This is a genomic window from Fictibacillus nanhaiensis (genome assembly GCF_042686385.1).
In the GTDB taxonomy this organism is placed as follows: Bacteria; Bacillota; Bacilli; order Bacillales; family Fictibacillaceae; genus Fictibacillus; species Fictibacillus nanhaiensis.
In genome coordinates this window covers 230,098-246,159 of sequence record NZ_JBHUPF010000006.1, presented here as the reverse complement: position 1 = coordinate 246,159, position 16,062 = coordinate 230,098, and the positions used below count along the sequence as shown (strand labels likewise).

The following is a 16,062-nucleotide window of genomic DNA, read 5'->3' as shown; positions in this document are numbered from 1 at the left end:
TAATGTGATTTTTATCGTATATAAAAGGAAGTGAATCTGTATGTAAAGGAGAGGAACAAGCATGGTCCATAACGCATCGGCCATAACGGCAAATGGAAAAGACATGTGGCGAACGTCGCCATTCCCGACTGGCCTGTCACGTCAAAAAAGCATGACTTTTCGATGTATGAAGCATAATGAAAACCTCATTATGACCGAGAGCGAAGGTGAACTGTTTGACTTGTTTGGCCTTAAACGTGAAAACGTACTTCAAAAGAGAATAGAAGACATCTTTCCTAAAGAAATTGCAGACTTTAAAAAAGAAATGTACGAAAGAGCGCTGAAAGGAGAAAGTCTTACGTACGAATCCGAACTGAACGGTATTCCTTTTTTAGCTGCGATCGGCCCCATTTATGATAAAGATGGTACCGTTTCTGAGGTGTATGGATTTTGTGTTGATCTCACTGAACGAGTATCCGTTGAAACTCAGCTTGCTGAGAGTGAACAGCGCTTCCGGTCATTGATGGACCATAACATCGATGCCTTGTTTTCGCTCGATCTTGAAGGCAAATTTACGACTGTCAATAAAGCGTGTGCAACCTTGAGCGGTTATAGCGAGACAGAGCTTTTGAACATGACGTTTAATCCGTTCATGATGCCAGACAGAAGAGCTGCCGCGGTTGATCAGTTTAAGGATGCATTAGAAGGAAATTCCAAAATGTACGAAACCCGAATCAAGCAAAAGAACGGTGAAACACGCCAGATCATGTTCACCCTTACTCCAATCATCGTTCTCAATAAAGTTCTCGGTGTTTTCGGAATCGCAAAAGACGTAACCGCAAAAAGAGAGGCGGAAAAAGAACTTCGTGAAACAAAGGACCTGCTGGAATCTGTGATCTATCATTCTAGTGATGCGATCTCAGTCGTCCACCTTACAGACTTTTCTGTAAAAGTGAACCCGGCGTTTGAATTCATATATGGATGGACTGAAGACGATCTCGCCAATATGACTTCACACATCTTGCCCGTTGTTCCAGAGGATAAGGTAGCTGAATCCGATAGGCTCATGACGATCGTCAAACATGGTGGATATGTTAAAGGCGTGGAGACGATCCGATTAACGAAGTCTGGCAAACGATTAAATGTAAGCCTTTCCTTAAGTCCGATCTATGGCGAGAACGGTGAAGTCGTGGCATTATCCGCGATCTCCAGAGATATCACAGATAAAAAACTAAAAGAAAAAGCGTTAAAAGAAAGCGAAGAAAAGTACCGTATCATCGCAGAGAACACGACTGATTTAGTAGGTGTCGTTGACCTTGAAGGAAACGTCAAATACGTCTCTCCTTCAAACCGTCTTCTTCTCGGCTTTGATCCGTCTCTTTATGATGGGAAAAAGATTCAAGGATTCTTCCATTCAGATGACCGAGCAAAAGTCAGAATGGCGATGAACGAGATGGTTCAAACTCAAAAACCTGTAAAGTTTGAAGTCAGATGCAAGCATGCACACGGCCATTGGGTAACCCTTGAAGCAAACGCTACTCCTATCGCCAACGATTCAGATCAGCCTGATTCGTTCGTTGTTGTAGCTCGTGATCTGACCGAACGAAAAAAGACCGAAGAAATGCTAAGAAAATCTGACAAGCTCTCTGTTCTCGGACAGCTTGCCGCAGGTGTAGCGCATGAGATTCGCAACCCGCTCACCTCAATCCGCGGATTTTTACAGCTTCTACAATCTAGAGCTTCAGAGAATGAAGACTATTACGAGATCATGCTCTCCGAGATTGATCGAATCAACAGCATCGTCGGAGAATTTATGTTGCTCGCTAAGCCGCAAGCGATGAACTTTGTACAGACCGACCTGCGCCAACTGTTGCGACACGTCATCTCGATTCTTGATACTCAGGCGATCCTAACGAATGTTCAGATTTATTTCGAGAGTGAACCAGATCTGCCAGAAATATGGTGTGTGGACAATCAGATCAAGCAAGTGTTCGTGAACATGTTGAAAAACGCGATCGAAGCGATGCCAACCGGCGGCTCTGTACATATTCATCTAAAGAAAGAAGGCGGATATGTGGTTGCTTCTTTCATCGATCATGGCTGCGGAATATCAGAAGAACGGTTGCCAACTTTGGGTGAACCTTTTTATACCACCAAAGAAAAAGGTACCGGCCTCGGGCTCATGATCTGTTATAAGATCGTAGAGAACCACCACGGTAAAATACTAATCAACAGCAAGATTGATCAAGGAACAACCTTCTCCATCCTGCTTCCGATCGAAAAAAACAAGCCTGTGTCTTGAGTAGACGCAGGCTTGTTTTTTAGGTGGACGCTTAGTGTGGTTGTTTGTCGAAAATCGTTTAAATAATTTTATCCGTGAAATTATAGGCTCTATCCGTGAATATATTTTGAATTACCGTGAAATTAAAAGGGATTACCGTGAAATTATTAAACATTACGATTTCCACTACTAAAATTCCCAGTGCAAACTAGACCAAACAGCCACTGCAGCTCCCTTTAATAACAAAAAAGCTCTGATCCAATCAAAAAACGCTGAATCAGAGCATCATTCTATTCTTTTATGATATTCCCGCCGGCCGATTTTTCAAGTCTGTTCATGATCGCAACACCGACCCCTGTTTTCGGGAAAACCTCTCCGAAAATTTGATCGACACCCGCTTCGTTAAACGCGCGTAACGCTTCGTATAGATGCTGAGCTACGGATTCAGGATTAGAACGATTTCCCGCTGGAATCACACAATCCGCTTTATAAACGTCAGCTCTTTCTTCTGTCGTCAGAATTCCAATCCGTTTTCCTGCTTCGCGTTCTTGATCCACAAGTCTCTGTAGGAATTCCACGCTTCCATCCACAAGTACGAACGGTGCATCAGGTGCATAGTGTGTATATTTCATACCTGGGGATTTCGGCGCTTGTTTTTCGTTTTCCAATCCGGGATCTACCACAACTTGCCCTGAACCCGCTACCTTTTCTAGCTCTTCTAACGTAATTCCGCCCGGTCGTAAAATCGTGACAAGGTCACCTGTACACTCAACAACCGTAGATTCAACGCCAACACCGGTTGAACCACCATCCACAATGCCAGGAATTCTACCTTTTAGATCTTCATAAACGTGCTGAGCTGAAGTGGGGCTTGGTTTTCCCGAAAGGTTAGCACTTGGTGCAGCAAGTGGGACACCCGAAGCAGAGATGACTGCAAGAGCGATCTCATGGTCTGGCATCCTTACCGCAACTGTGGATAACCCAGCAGTAACTCTTTCACTGACGTTTTCACCTTTTGGCAACACAATGGTCAATGGGCCCGGCCAAAACGCAGTCATTAATTTTTTTGCTGTATCTGAAACAGAAGAAACAAGCCCCTTTAATTGTGAGAGATCTGAGATGTGAACGATCAGAGGGTTATCACTCGGTCTTCCCTTCGCTTCAAAAATGCGTTTGATCGCGTCATCACTTCTTGCGTTCCCCGCCAAACCATAAACCGTTTCTGTTGGAATAGCGACTACTTCATTTTCATTTATCCACAGGGAAGCCTGAATAATATGTGGATGATTTTCTAGAGTATTTTCTGTTTTATCCACAGCCCAGCGTTCCGTTTGGAATGATTTCATGAGATAAATCCTTTCTATTACTCAGGTCAACCTTCTTTGAAAAGGTCGATTACAAAACTTTTATATCCACAGAGTTATACACAATTTGTCGCAAATTGTGGACAACTTGTTGACAATTTCTTATTAATCTAGTGCATAAGCTAAAAGTTCTGCTCCTGATGTTGCGTTATTTTTTATATGATCCGCGCTCTCGATATGTGGAGGCACTTTATCTTTCGGAATCGTTTTGAAAGAAAGTTGTTCGAACATATGCACAGCTTTCGTAAGTAAATAAAGGGTTTCGACTCCTTTATCTTTTGAGTATACCAAAATTTTATCGATGAGTTTAAGAAGAAGCGTCTCTGACGAATATTTCTGCTTCAGTACGAAAGATCGGAGCAATCCATCGTTTCCGATTCTCTCTAAACCGACTGTACCGATGGTCTCACCTTGGTCGTTTACCACGACTAAATAATTTTCAATGCTGTCTTTAATCCCTTCTGACTGTAGTCCGGCTTTTCCGACGAGCTGTAGCAGATCTTTGGCTTCATGCTGCATAGCCTGCCTTAAGATTATCGTCATCACATAACTCCCCTATTCCTATATAATTTCAGCCTTCGTTCGGCTGTTTTTCACCATTTCATCACGAAAATCATTTTAAAAAAAGAAGGCTAACCACCATTCGGTTACCTTCTTCATTTTCTATAATCTATGAAAATAGGGAGGAAAATATGCACATTTTAAGAGAATAAGGATCCTACAAAAGAGAACAGGCTATCAAATAGTTCTACCACAAAGTATTTCGTCTCGATTTCCTCAGCTTCATCTGCTTGGTCTGCACCTGGATCAGCAGAAGCCGTATCTACTACATCGCCTTTGCCATCTTTGTTTTCCTTTACAGCATCGCCATTTTCAAAGTCTAGGAAGCATAATGGCGGGAAGAGCACACACCACCAGTTCTTCCCTTCCCCTTCACCAAGGGTGATCAGGACCGCTTCATACTGACCTGCCGGATAGATGTAGTCGCCGTACATTTTAGTAGGAAAAGCTACTTTGTTTAACTCTACAGAAAACGTCTTCTCAAGGCCGGCTTCATCCAACTTATGTTGAACGATCTTTTCAATCGTTGGCAACTGTTTACGAATGATCTCACGCGCTTCAGAAATCGTAGATAGCTCACCCACCCAAGTCGTGATCTGAGCGTTCACTTCATCACGGATCTCACGCTTCAGCTTTTGGTCGGCATCCGTATTGCTGTTTGCTAGAATGCGAAGTCTGATCGATTCATCCGGTATCTTAACAGAGGCGTTCATGGTTGCGTTCGCCACCTTGGTTTGTGTTTCAAAAAATAAGAACATCACCGCTAAAGAGATAAGTACTAGAATAAAGAAATGATTGCGTTTTTTCATTGTTTTTTCCTCCCCCGTCGTATCTAACCACAGTTTGGACACGGTGGGATTTTTTCATACTAGTAAACTACTAATTTTCGTTCTGTCTGATTCGACATTTGTTTTGCTCTGGTGTTTTTGAAAGTGGTTGATTTCCGCTACAGATGCTCGCTTTCCGGGGGGCGTGCGGAAATGAAGGAAAACTCGCAGCAACTGTCGCACAGCAACCTGACTTGATCGGTGAACTTGCAGTGAAAGCAGCATCCGACGTTCTAGCAGGAAAGAAAGTAGAAAAGAAGATTGCAGCACCACTTAAGTTGATGGTGAAAGAAGAATAGTTGAACAGAGTAGAAATAATAGTAGAATGAATGAAGTTAGAAAAGGCCGACTGGCTGAAAGCGTTACATGCTTGTACCCAGTCGGCCTTTTGAATTGTGTGTAAATTGTTTGGGGTCTGACCCGGGGTCAGACCCCATTTCCCACTTTATTTCCCGAGGATGGCGAACACCATGCGGTCCTTGCCGCTGATGTCTTCCTTCACATACACATCCGCACCAGGGAACGTGACACGAAGCATGCCCGCTACCGTCTCTCCCTGCCCTGCTCCTACTTCAAAGCCTACGATCGCTTTTTCTTTCAGAACGAGTGGCAGTTCTTCCATGAATCTTCGATAGAACACATAGCCGTCTTCCCCACCGCTTAGTGCTCTCATCGGTTCACGGTCTTTTACGATCGTTTCAAGGACCGCGATCTCATGATCTGGGATGTACGGCGGATTGGATACTACTACATCAAGTTTCTTCCCACTACTAATAAAAGGATGTAAAAGGTCACCGTGCAGGAATGTAACCTCTGCCCCAAGTCGATCGGCGTTTCCTTTCGCTACCTCAATCGATTCCTCTGCAATATCAACCGTGAATACGTCCAGTCGATTGTTTTCTAGAGCTAATGAGATCGAAATGGCGCCGCTACCTGTTCCAATATCTGCAACAGCAACAGTCTCATAGTCACTAAAATGTTCTGAAATAAGCGTTAGTGTGTGCTCGACCAACTCTTCTGTTTCCGGTCTTGGGATTAAGACTTCTTCGTTTACCGAAAACGTTCGACCGTAAAATTCTTCTTTTCCGGTAATATACTGAACAGGCTCTCCTTCAGCGTGGCGAGCGACTGCCGCTCTGAGTTGCGACTCATTCTCTTCACTCATCACATCATGAAGGCGCATGAGCATTTCTGTTCGGTTCACATCCCCTAACACATGCCTCATCAAAATCTCTGCCGCAAAGCTTTCACGTCCGTGTTCAGCTAAAAAAGAAGAAGCCCACGCGAGGGCTTCATGAACTTTTGTACTCATTTTACGCGTCCGCCTGAGCTTTCATCTTGCTTGTTTGATCTTCTGTAATCAATGCTTCAACGAACTCATCCATCTTACCAAGAAGGATTTGATCAAGCTTTTGAATCGTTAAACCGATACGGTGATCGGTAACACGGTTTTGCGGGAAGTTGTACGTACGAATACGCTCTGAACGGTCTCCAGAACCAACCGCACTCTTACGTGTTTCATCATATTCTTTTTGTATTTCTCGTTGAATCTTATCATATACACGAGCACGAAGAACCTTCATCGCTTTTTCTTTGTTCTTGATCTGTGACTTCTCATCCTGACACGATACAACCGTACCTGTAGGAACATGTGTTAAACGAACCGCTGATTGAGTCGTGTTTACCGACTGCCCCCCAGGACCTGATGATGTAAACGTATCAACACGAACGTCTTTTTCATGAATCTCAACTTCAACCTCTTCAGCCTCTGGCAGTACAGCAACCGTCGCTGTAGACGTATGGATACGTCCGCCTGATTCTGTTGAAGGAACACGCTGAACACGGTGTGCGCCGTTTTCATATTTAAGCTTCGAATAAGCACCCGCACCATTGATCATAAAGATGATCTCTTTGTATCCGCCAAGCTCTGTGTATGAAGCTTCGATTACTTCAGACTTCCATCCTTGCATCTCTGCATAACGTGTGTACATACGGTAAAGGTCACCCGCGAAAAGTGCTGCCTCGTCTCCACCTGCTGCACCACGAACCTCGACGATAACGTTCTTGTCATCGTTCGGATCTTTTGGAAGCAATAGAATTTTCAACTGAGCTGTAAACTCTTCAATCTGTTGGTTAAGACCCGAGATCTCTTCTTTTACCATCGCAGTCATCTCAGCATCAAGCTTATCTTCGAGCATTAATTTAGCTTCATCTAATTGCTCTTTCGCTTCTTTAAACTCACGGTAAACCGCTACCGTTTCTTGAAGGGAAGATTGCTCTTTTGAATAATCGCGCAGCTTGTTCGTATCATTTATAACCTCAGGATCACTGAGTAATTCATTTAACTTGTCGTATCTTGCTTCGATCGTCTCTAAACGTTCTAACATGGTTTTTCACCTCTGTTTTATATGCATAACATTATAATTATAGACTATTACAGGTCTTACAGTCAAAAGCAAAAAGGAATAAAATCAATAAAAAAGGCCGCTCTTTCCTTAAAAAGAGAGCCCTTATGAAACTTGAGACGATATTTACATTTTCCGTTTTTGCAGCGACTCTCTCATCGATTCAGCCAATTCTTTTACTTCGATCAATCTTTGAATTTTTTCAGCATCTATTACAAATCCATACTTGATCTGATTGGATTCTGTTACAGAAATACGTGCAGGGTGCTTTTCGATCAGCAACATCTCATCACCCGCTGTAACTATCCCTTCTTTTAGAACGCGAAGGTAATAACCGGTTCGCCCCGTATCTACTACCTTTTTGATCATATCTGGCCGGCAAAGGATAGAAGCTAATGTTTGACAAGGCTGACGAGGCTGTGTGATCTGCACGATTGCTTCACCTAATTGAAACACGTCACCAATACAGACATCATCTTCCAAGAGACCTTTAACAGTAAGGTTTTCACCGAACGCCGGGATAGATAATGGAACTTCTAAATCGAGTTCCGTCGTCCACTTTTCATAATGCTCAAAGGGATACACACAGACTGCTTTATCTGTTCCACCATGGTGCTTCGTATTCCCTACTCCGTCACCTTCAAAGTGTGTTATATGTAAAAAAACAGGTTGCTGCTGCGGCGTTTTATTGTAGGCTGTAAAAAAAGTTTTAGTTTGTGTCTCCACTTCTTCTGGGAGCTTAATGTTCAAAGATGCTACATTCCCCTTCATTCCCCTCACCTCATGAAAAGCATAGCACAGGACAAAAGGAAATTAATAGGAAAAGATATTGCGACGCAACTGCTCATAATCAAGACGCTCTTGGTTCATTCGAATCGCTTTTGTCAGCTCCTCTATCACCACTTTTTCATTCGTGATCACGTTAAACACATAAGGAATGGTCGCAAAATGTCCAAGAAAATGCGTACAGCCAATATAACGCGGGTTGTCGGTCTGATTTTCATTTTTATATTTAATAATAAAATTGCCCATGCCCTCATAGACAGGATCCAATGGCTTTTGTTCAAGTTTTTTTATCAGTGTATGAATCGGCTGAACCGGTGCGTTCCAGTCCGTTCCGTTCGATTTGATCTCTAGCACAGTCCACCACCTCTTTCTACTATCATAGTTCGTTTTAACTCTGTACTTCTTGTTGGTCAAAATGAAGAGAGTTGTGGCATCATACAGGTAACGTTACTTTTTTCGAAACAATGGGAATACTATATGGTTAGAGAGACGTAAGGAGCTGATCAGATGAAATATTGCATTATTGGTGGAGATGCGGCTGGCATGAGTGCCGCGATGCAGATTGTTCGAAACGAAAAAGATGCTGACATCACGGTTCTTGAAAAAGGCGGTATCTATTCTTATGGACAATGTGGACTTCCTTATGTTGTAGGCGGACTCATCCCTTCTACTGATGAACTTATCGCTCGCAGTATTGAGACGTTCCGTGAAAAATACGGCATGGATGCGCGTACGTTTCACGAAGTAAAAGCTATAGATACTACCTCTAAAACAGTCTCCGGTGTACATACGAAAACAGGGGAATCCTTTGAGGTTCCGTACGATAAACTCTTAGTCGCAACAGGTGTTAGCCCCATCATACCGAAGCAATGGACAGGATTGCATCTAAAGGGCATCTACCCACTCAAAACGATTCCAGATGCTGAGGACCTTATGGCCGGGTTAAAAGATGTTCAGAACGTAACCATCATCGGTGGAGGATACATCGGTCTTGAGATGGCCGAAAACGTACTACGACTCGGTAAAAAGGTACGTATCATCCAGCGGAGCAACCAGTTAGGAAATATCTTTGATCATGATTTTGCTCCACTCATACATGAAGAAGCAGAAAAACATGGCATCGAACTTTGTTTAGAAGAAGAAGTGCTCGGTTTTAAAGGCGACGATCACGTTCAATTTGTAAAAACGGCTAAAAAAGATTATCCAACTGACCTTGTGATCGTGTCTGTCGGTGTGTCACCGAACACAGGATTTTTGAAAGAAACGGACGTGGCACTTAATGAGCAAGGAGTGATCGTTGTAAATGAGACGATGGAAACGAGTGTGAATGGTGTGTATGCGGCAGGTGATTGCGCGACCCATTATCACCGAGTTAAAAAACTAAATGATCACATTCCGCTAGGAACGACAGCGAACAAACAAGGGCGGATCGCCGGTTTGAACATGGTTGGTATGAAGAAACCATTTAGAGGAATCGTAGGTACCTCTATCATCCAGTTCATGGATCTAACACTTGGAAAAACAGGATTATCAAATAAAGAAGCAGAACAGCTGAACATTCCTTTTTCAGAGATCAAGATTACATCAAGAAATCATGCCAGCTATTATCCTGATCCGAAGAAGTTAGAAATAAAATTAACGTATCATAAAGAGACAGAGAAGCTACTTGGTGCACAAATCATCGGTGAAGAAGGCGTAGATAAAAGGATCGACGTGCTCGCAACGGCCCTTTATCATGAGATGGATGTAGAGGAATTGGCAGATTTGGATCTGGCATACGCCCCTCCGTATAACGGGTCATGGGACCCCATCCAACAGGCCGCTCGAAGACTTGGGAAATAATATGGGAAATGGGGTCTGACCCCATTTCCCGTTTTATTTCCCACTTTAGTGATCGATCTTTAGTGAGAAGTTATATCGTGGAACAGCTCTTTCTACTGCGTTCATGATTTTACGATGCGTAGCTGCACGTTCCTTTTTAGACATATCATGCGGCACATTCACGTGGATGTGAGCATAATTTCCGTTAATTGTGACCATCTGTGGATTGATCCCAGATGAATCAATAACAGCCTGACGAATCATATCTTGATCATCGGACAGATCAAAACGCGTAGTGTTCATCGTTCGATAATCATTCGGATTCATGTTCGTGTCATAGCTATAGTTGGTTCTTGGTTCATTTTTGGTTAGGTGGTAATTGATAATCCCATGACCAAACAGGTTATCCCGAATATCCCGTTTATCTTCATGAGCGGCAGGCTCTATTTTTGCCCCTTCTTCTTTATAAGACTGCATAGGTGAACATGCTGTTGTTACCAATAGTGCGAAAAGCGGCGCATATATTGCCTTTTTCACTATAAACACCTCCCATATTGTTAGGATTTCCTGTTCAGGAGGTGATTATGTTAAGTTGGTAGCCGTTTCTAAGAGGATGATTTTCAAATGTAGCGATGAATCCACAAATTTGGAGCTTGAATCCAAAAGTTTTAGCCTTCAATCCATAAATTCTTTCGTTCAATCCACAAGTTTTGGCCATTTATCCACGAGTCGACACGCCGCGACATTTTTCGACTCCACCTGCACGCTACCTCAGTCCTACCAACATCAAAAAAAGCCCGAGAGCACAAAGCTCCCGGACAATATAAAATCACACTATTTCAACCGACCTTCTAAGCCCTCTGCGCTTGATAGGAGGTTTCTTTTCTTTCCTGGTACTTCATGACAATGGCGGCAGCGCGGTTCATATGACTCGGATGCTCCCACTAGAATCACTGGATCATCGTAAGAAGCAGGTCTGCCATCGATCAAACGCTGTGTGCGGCTCGCAGGTGATCCACAAACCATGCAGATCGCTTGAAGCTTTGTCACATGTTCAGCAAGAGCCATCATTTTTGGAACGGGTCCGAACGGCTCGCCTTTAAAGTCTTGATCTAGCCCTGCAACGATAACGCGCAGTCCTTGATCCGCTAATTCTTGAGCAACTGGGATGATATCTTCATCAAAGAATTGCACTTCGTCGATCGCTACGACTTCGGTTTCAGGCAATACGTTTTTTAAGATTTCCACAGAACGTCCGACTGGTTCAGCCATAACAGCTGTTCCGTTATGAGACACAACCGATTCCTCGCTATAGCGGTTATCGATCAGCGGCTTAAACACCTGTACTTTTTGCTTTGCATACGTCGCTCTTCTTACGCGGCGAATAAGTTCTTCTGATTTTCCAGAGAACATGCTGCCGCAGATCAATTCGATCCAGCCATTTTGATTCATCACATACATGGCCTGCTCCCCCTTTCGCAACAATCTTTCCTTTAGTATGTACGAAATGTATGATGTTCTACCATACATAAACGTTCGGTACTGGAGTGCTCGACTCCTTTTAAGGCGTATAAAAAACCCGGTCCATCAAAACAGTTACCGAGTTCTTGTTTTCTATAAAATACAAAAGAAAAAAGGGCAAGAAAGACTCCTGCCCTTTTACTTGCAACAAATTACTTAAGGTTGTATTTCTTCTTAAAGCGGTCAACACGTCCACCAACATCAGAGAACTTCTGACGTCCTGTGTAGAACGGGTGAGTGTCAGAACTAACATCCACTTTGATTACTGGATATTCGTTACCGTCTTCCCACTTCATTGTCTCGCTTGAAGACAAAGTTGATCCTGAAAGGAAGCTAAATCCGCTTTGAGCGTCAACAAAGATAACCTTTTTATAATTCGGATGAATTCCTTGTTTCATTCTAATTCCACTCCTTCTGCCCTGTTTCCTATGCGGAGACAGAGTTATAAACACATAAAAATAGTATAACAGGGACAAAACCCATTTGCAACCATACTTTTTCGTTAGTTTGTTACGGGTTTAGCACGCTTTGGCGTTCCCTTTTTTTCACTTTCAAACAGCTCGAAAAACTCTTCGTTATTCTCTGTTTTACGCATACGTTTCATGAACTTATCTACGAAATCAAACGAGTCATCCATCGTCTTACGGATCGACCAAAGTGCCTCAAGATGATCTTTCGCGATAAGCATCTCTTCTTTTCTCGTTCCAGAACGGCGAATGTCGATCGCAGGGAAAATACGGCGCTCTGCCAGCTTGCGGTCTAAGTGAAGCTCCATGTTTCCTGTTCCTTTAAATTCCTCGTAAATGACATCATCCATACGAGATCCCGTATCTACGAGTGCCGTTGCTAAAATCGTTAAGCTTCCGCCTTCTTCGATATTACGAGCAGCCCCGAAGAAACGCTTCGGACGGTGGAACGCAGCAGGATCGATACCACCAGATAATGTACGACCGCTTGGCGGGATAACAAGGTTGTATGCACGAGCAAGACGAGTGATGCTATCGAGCAGGATGACAACATCCTTCTTGTGCTCAACTAGACGCATCGCACGCTCTAATACGAGCTCTGCTACTTTGATATGGTTTTCTGGTACTTCATCAAACGTTGAACTTACAACGTCTCCTTTTACAGAACGTTCGATATCGGTTACTTCCTCAGGACGCTCATCGATCAACAAGACGATCAGCTCTGCTTGCGGGTTGTTCGTTGTCACACTGTGTGCGATTTCCTTCAGCAAGCTTGTCTTACCCGCTTTTGGCGGAGCGACGATCAGACCACGCTGACCAAACCCAACTGGCGCCATCATATCGATGATACGCGTTGAAATATTGTTGCTCGTTGTCTCCATAACCATCTTCTTTTCTGGATAAAGAGCCGTCAGTGCAGGGAAATGCACGCGTTCTTTTGCCGTTTCAGGGTCCTCACCATTCACCGCATTCACTTGTAAAAGCCCATAATAACGTTCGTTTTCCTTTGGAGGACGAACTTTTCCAGATACTTTATCTCCGTTTCTTAGATCGAATCGACGGATCTGTGAAGCTGAGATGTAGATATCTTGAGAACTTGGTGAATAGTTGATCGGACGTAAGAAGCCGAATCCTTCGTTCGGAATGATCTCTAATACACCTTCCATAAAGGAATAACCATCAAGCTCTGCTTGTGCTTTCAGAATAGAAAACATCAATTCACGCTTTGTTAATTTACCGTAATACTGAATATTATATTGTTTGGCAAGCTCATAAAGCTCTTTTAATTTCTTTGTCTCTAATGTTGCTAAATCTATCCCCATAGTGACACCACGCTTTTCTATTAATAACTATCTTTTTGTTTATGATTGAAATGGGATTTTTTATGTTGGTTTGGTTTTGGTTTTTTTAATGGAAGGAGTTCCTTTGAAAGTAAAGGGTATTAGTGGGTATGAAGAAAATATTAACCTAATGAATCATACTTCTTATTTTAACCACATATTGAGTCTTTAATCAAGCAACAGAAACTCAGAAGTAAATGACTTCTAACGAGAATTTACAATACATGCTGAGCTTTTGCAACTGAAACTAAGATTAATTCATGTAATTGTAACGGAAAGACCGGACTACTTGTCCGGCCTTCCCTCTCATTTATGGTTTGATCACAAGATCTGGTTTCTTCTTCAAGCTGTGTCTTCCATCGATAAATCGTACGGTTCCTGACTTCGCACGCATAACAACGGATTGCGTTGTACCCGTCGACCCGTCAAAACGTACTCCTTTTAAAAGCTCTCCGTCTGTAACGCCTGTTGCAGCAAAGATCGCATCGTCGCCTTTTACAAGGTCGTCCATGTACAATACACGATTCACGTCATCGATGCCCATGCGTTTGCAGCGTTCTAATTCTTCATCATTTTGAGGAAGAAGCTTTCCTTGAAGCTCTCCGCCAAGGCATTTTAACGCAACGGCTGCGATTACACCTTCAGGAGCTCCACCAGAACCGAATAAGATATCTACACCCGTATCATCAAACGCCGTATTGATCGCTGCCGCTACATCGCCATCTGAAATCAGCTTGATACGCGCACCCGCTTCACGAATATCTTGGATGATCTGTTCGTGACGAGGTCGATCTAAGATAACCGCTACCAAGTCTTCAATATTCTTATTTTTCGCTTCTGCTACTGCTCGTAAGTTATCAATAACAGGTGCGTTGATGTCGATCTTCCCTACACTCTCACGCCCAACGGCGATCTTGTCCATGTACATGTCTGGTGCGTGAAGCAGGTTTCCGTGGTCTGCGATCGCTAGAACAGCCAATGCGTTCCACGTTCCGGATGCTACGATGTTCGTTCCTTCTAACGGATCGACTGCAACATCTACGCGAGGACCGTAGCCTGTCCCTAGTTTTTCTCCGATATAAAGCATAGGAGCTTCATCCATCTCGCCTTCACCGATCACAACAGTACCTTTCATCGGAACCGTATCAAAAACGTTACGCATCGCAGTTGTGGCTGCATCATCCGCTTCGTCTTTCTTTCCTCTTCCCATCCAACGTGCTGATGCAAGAGCTGCCGCTTCTGTTACACGAACAAGCTCCATCGATAAACTTCTCTCCATGTTTGTTCCCTCCCCATACTTTAACCGCTTACATAATTATCCTGAAGAAAAATCACCAGGTGATGGTGATTTCTCGTTTTAACTTATGAATTCTTAAGCTCTTCCATCTCTTCTGCACCTAAGCTCTCACGCCAAACTTTAGCGCCAAGTCCTTTTAACTTATCAACCAAAGATTCATAGCCGCGATCGATGTGCTCAAGTCCAGAGATCTCTGTAACTCCTTCAGCCATCAGACCCGCTACAACTAACGCCGCTCCAGCACGAAGGTCAGAAGCTTTCACTTTTGCGCCTTCAAGTTTCGCTGGCCCATTTATTATAGCAGAACGTCCTTCTACTTTCACATTCGCTCCCATACGGCGAAGTTCGTCGATATGTTTAAAACGTGCGCTGTAGATCGTATCTGTGACGATGCTCGTTCCTTCTGAGCTTGTTAAAAGTGAAGTGAACGGCTGCTGAAGATCCGTCGGAAATCCTGGATAGACGAGCGTTTTGATGTCAACGCTCTTCAGAGGATCTTTTCCACGATAAACGAGCACTTGATCATCTTTTGTTTCGATATATACACCCATCTCTCTCAATTTCGCGATGAGAGATTCTAAGTGTAGAGGAATCACATTATCTAACAATACTTGCTGACCCATTGATGCTGCTAGAATCATGTACGTTCCCGCTTCAATGCGGTCCGGAATGATCGAGTGACGGCAGCCATGCATCTCATCGACACCATCGATACGAATAACATCCGTTCCTGCTCCTTTGATCTTCGCACCCATGCTTGTTAAAAGAGTAGCCACATCAATGATCTCAGGTTCTTTTGCCGCGTTTTCAATGATCGTTTGACCTTTTGCTCTTACTGCTGCGAGCATGATGTTGATGGTCGCCCCAACACTCACAACGTCCAAGTAGATTCGTGCACCAACGAGCTCGTCCGCGCGAAGATAGATCGCACCTTGCTCGTTTGTTACTTTAGCTCCAAGTGCTTCAAAGCCTTTGATGTGCTGGTCGATCGGACGTGGTCCTAGATTACAGCCTCCTGGCAATCCGATGACCGCTTTTTTGAATCGACCAAGCATTGCCCCCATCAAATAGTAAGAAGCACGCAGCTTTTTCACTTTTCCGCTCGGCAGTGGCATCGCAATCATTTTTTCAGGGTTAACCGTTAGAGTCTGATTCTCATCCAGGTAAGCTTCCCCTCCGATTTCCTCTAACAGATCACGTAGTATACGAACGTCTGATATGTTAGGCAAACCTTCAATGGTAACGGTAGATTCTGCTAATATCGTGGCGGGAATCAACGCCACCGCACTATTTTTTGCTCCGCTTATATGGACCGTTCCTTCTAGAGGATAGCCCCCTTCAATCATCAGTTTTTCCATGGTAAACTCCTTTCAGTAAGAGTCACAAAAGTTGTGATTGTGTTACCCGTTTAGA

At 43.5% G+C, this 16,062-nt stretch carries 15 protein-coding genes and 1 pseudogene; 3 read left to right on the top strand and 13 right to left on the bottom strand.

The genetic code is table 11. From position 1 onward, the window contains the following. Positions 1 to 61: 61 nt before the first annotated feature. Positions 62 to 2,281, top strand: a complete 2,220-nt coding sequence (locus tag ACFS5O_RS04960) for a PAS domain S-box protein (protein ID WP_205724936.1) — start codon at positions 62 to 64, stop codon at positions 2,279 to 2,281. Between the two features lie 269 nt (positions 2,282 to 2,550). Here ACFS5O_RS04960 and ACFS5O_RS04955 read toward each other — a convergent pair whose 3' ends face one another. The 3 genes from ACFS5O_RS04955 to spoIIR all read right to left on the bottom strand — a co-directional run bounded on the left by ACFS5O_RS04955 (position 2,551) and on the right by spoIIR (position 4,994). After that, positions 2,551 to 3,606, bottom strand: coding sequence for an L-threonylcarbamoyladenylate synthase (locus tag ACFS5O_RS04955; RefSeq protein ID WP_205724935.1), 1,056 nt, complete (start codon positions 3,604 to 3,606; stop codon positions 2,551 to 2,553). Positions 3,607 to 3,729: 123 nt separating this feature from the next. Further along, entirely contained in the window at positions 3,730 to 4,167 is a 438-nt protein-coding gene (locus tag ACFS5O_RS04950; protein WP_066398985.1) for a GNAT family N-acetyltransferase, read from the bottom strand. A gap of 158 nt (positions 4,168 to 4,325) precedes the next feature. After that, the gene (gene spoIIR, locus ACFS5O_RS04945) at positions 4,326 to 4,994 is read right to left on the bottom strand and encodes a stage II sporulation protein R (protein WP_205724934.1); all 669 of its coding nucleotides are present in this window, start codon (positions 4,992 to 4,994) and stop codon (positions 4,326 to 4,328) included. Between the two features lie 176 nt (positions 4,995 to 5,170). Here spoIIR and ACFS5O_RS04940 point away from each other — a divergent pair. Continuing rightward, positions 5,171 to 5,311, top strand: a pseudogene (locus tag ACFS5O_RS04940) (D-ribose ABC transporter substrate-binding protein); the annotation flags it as partial. Positions 5,312 to 5,457: 146 nt separating this feature from the next. Here the strand turns inward: ACFS5O_RS04940 and prmC are convergent. The 4 genes from prmC to ACFS5O_RS04920 all read right to left on the bottom strand — a co-directional run bounded on the left by prmC (position 5,458) and on the right by ACFS5O_RS04920 (position 8,557). After that, positions 5,458 to 6,324 carry a peptide chain release factor N(5)-glutamine methyltransferase gene (prmC, locus tag ACFS5O_RS04935; RefSeq protein WP_205724933.1) on the bottom strand — a complete coding sequence of 289 codons (867 nt, stop codon included), beginning with the start codon at positions 6,322 to 6,324 and terminating at the stop codon, positions 5,458 to 5,460. 1 nt (position 6,325) lies between these two features. Further along, entirely contained in the window at positions 6,326 to 7,399 is a 1,074-nt protein-coding gene (gene prfA / locus ACFS5O_RS04930; RefSeq protein WP_205724932.1) for a peptide chain release factor 1, read from the bottom strand. Between the two features lie 144 nt (positions 7,400 to 7,543). Further along, a complete protein-coding gene (locus ACFS5O_RS04925) occupies positions 7,544 to 8,167 on the bottom strand; it encodes an MOSC domain-containing protein (protein WP_205724931.1) in 624 nt (207 codons plus the stop codon). Between the two features lie 63 nt (positions 8,168 to 8,230). Further along, on the bottom strand, positions 8,231 to 8,557 hold the full coding sequence (locus ACFS5O_RS04920) for a hypothetical protein (protein ID WP_205724930.1): 327 nt from the start codon (positions 8,555 to 8,557) through the stop codon (positions 8,231 to 8,233). 153 nt (positions 8,558 to 8,710) lie between these two features. Here ACFS5O_RS04920 and ACFS5O_RS04915 point away from each other — a divergent pair, with 153 nt between their 5' ends. Beyond that, positions 8,711 to 10,045, top strand: coding sequence for an FAD-dependent oxidoreductase (locus ACFS5O_RS04915; protein WP_205724929.1), 1,335 nt, complete (start codon positions 8,711 to 8,713; stop codon positions 10,043 to 10,045). Positions 10,046 to 10,090: 45 nt separating this feature from the next. Here the strand turns inward: ACFS5O_RS04915 and ACFS5O_RS04910 are convergent, their stop codons facing one another. From ACFS5O_RS04910 to murA, 6 genes are all read right to left on the bottom strand, one after another. Next, entirely contained in the window at positions 10,091 to 10,561 is a 471-nt protein-coding gene (locus ACFS5O_RS04910) for a hypothetical protein (protein WP_205724928.1), read from the bottom strand. 297 nt (positions 10,562 to 10,858) lie between these two features. Next, positions 10,859 to 11,485 (bottom strand): thymidine kinase, encoded by a 627-nt coding sequence (locus ACFS5O_RS04905; protein ID WP_066399020.1) that lies wholly within the window; start codon positions 11,483 to 11,485, stop codon positions 10,859 to 10,861. A 212-nt stretch (positions 11,486 to 11,697) separates the two neighbouring features. Further along, positions 11,698 to 11,943 carry a type B 50S ribosomal protein L31 gene (locus ACFS5O_RS04900; protein WP_066399025.1) on the bottom strand — a complete coding sequence of 82 codons (246 nt, stop codon included), beginning with the start codon at positions 11,941 to 11,943 and terminating at the stop codon, positions 11,698 to 11,700. Positions 11,944 to 12,047: 104 nt separating this feature from the next. Next, on the bottom strand, positions 12,048 to 13,334 hold the full coding sequence (gene rho / locus ACFS5O_RS04895) for a transcription termination factor Rho (protein ID WP_205724927.1): 1,287 nt from the start codon (positions 13,332 to 13,334) through the stop codon (positions 12,048 to 12,050). 328 nt (positions 13,335 to 13,662) lie between these two features. Continuing rightward, on the bottom strand, positions 13,663 to 14,631 hold the full coding sequence (gene glpX, locus ACFS5O_RS04890) for a class II fructose-bisphosphatase (protein ID WP_066244703.1): 969 nt from the start codon (positions 14,629 to 14,631) through the stop codon (positions 13,663 to 13,665). A gap of 83 nt (positions 14,632 to 14,714) precedes the next feature. Continuing rightward, positions 14,715 to 16,007, bottom strand: a complete 1,293-nt coding sequence (murA, locus tag ACFS5O_RS04885) for a UDP-N-acetylglucosamine 1-carboxyvinyltransferase (RefSeq protein ID WP_137791147.1) — start codon at positions 16,005 to 16,007, stop codon at positions 14,715 to 14,717. Between the last annotated feature and the right edge of the window lie 55 nt (positions 16,008 to 16,062).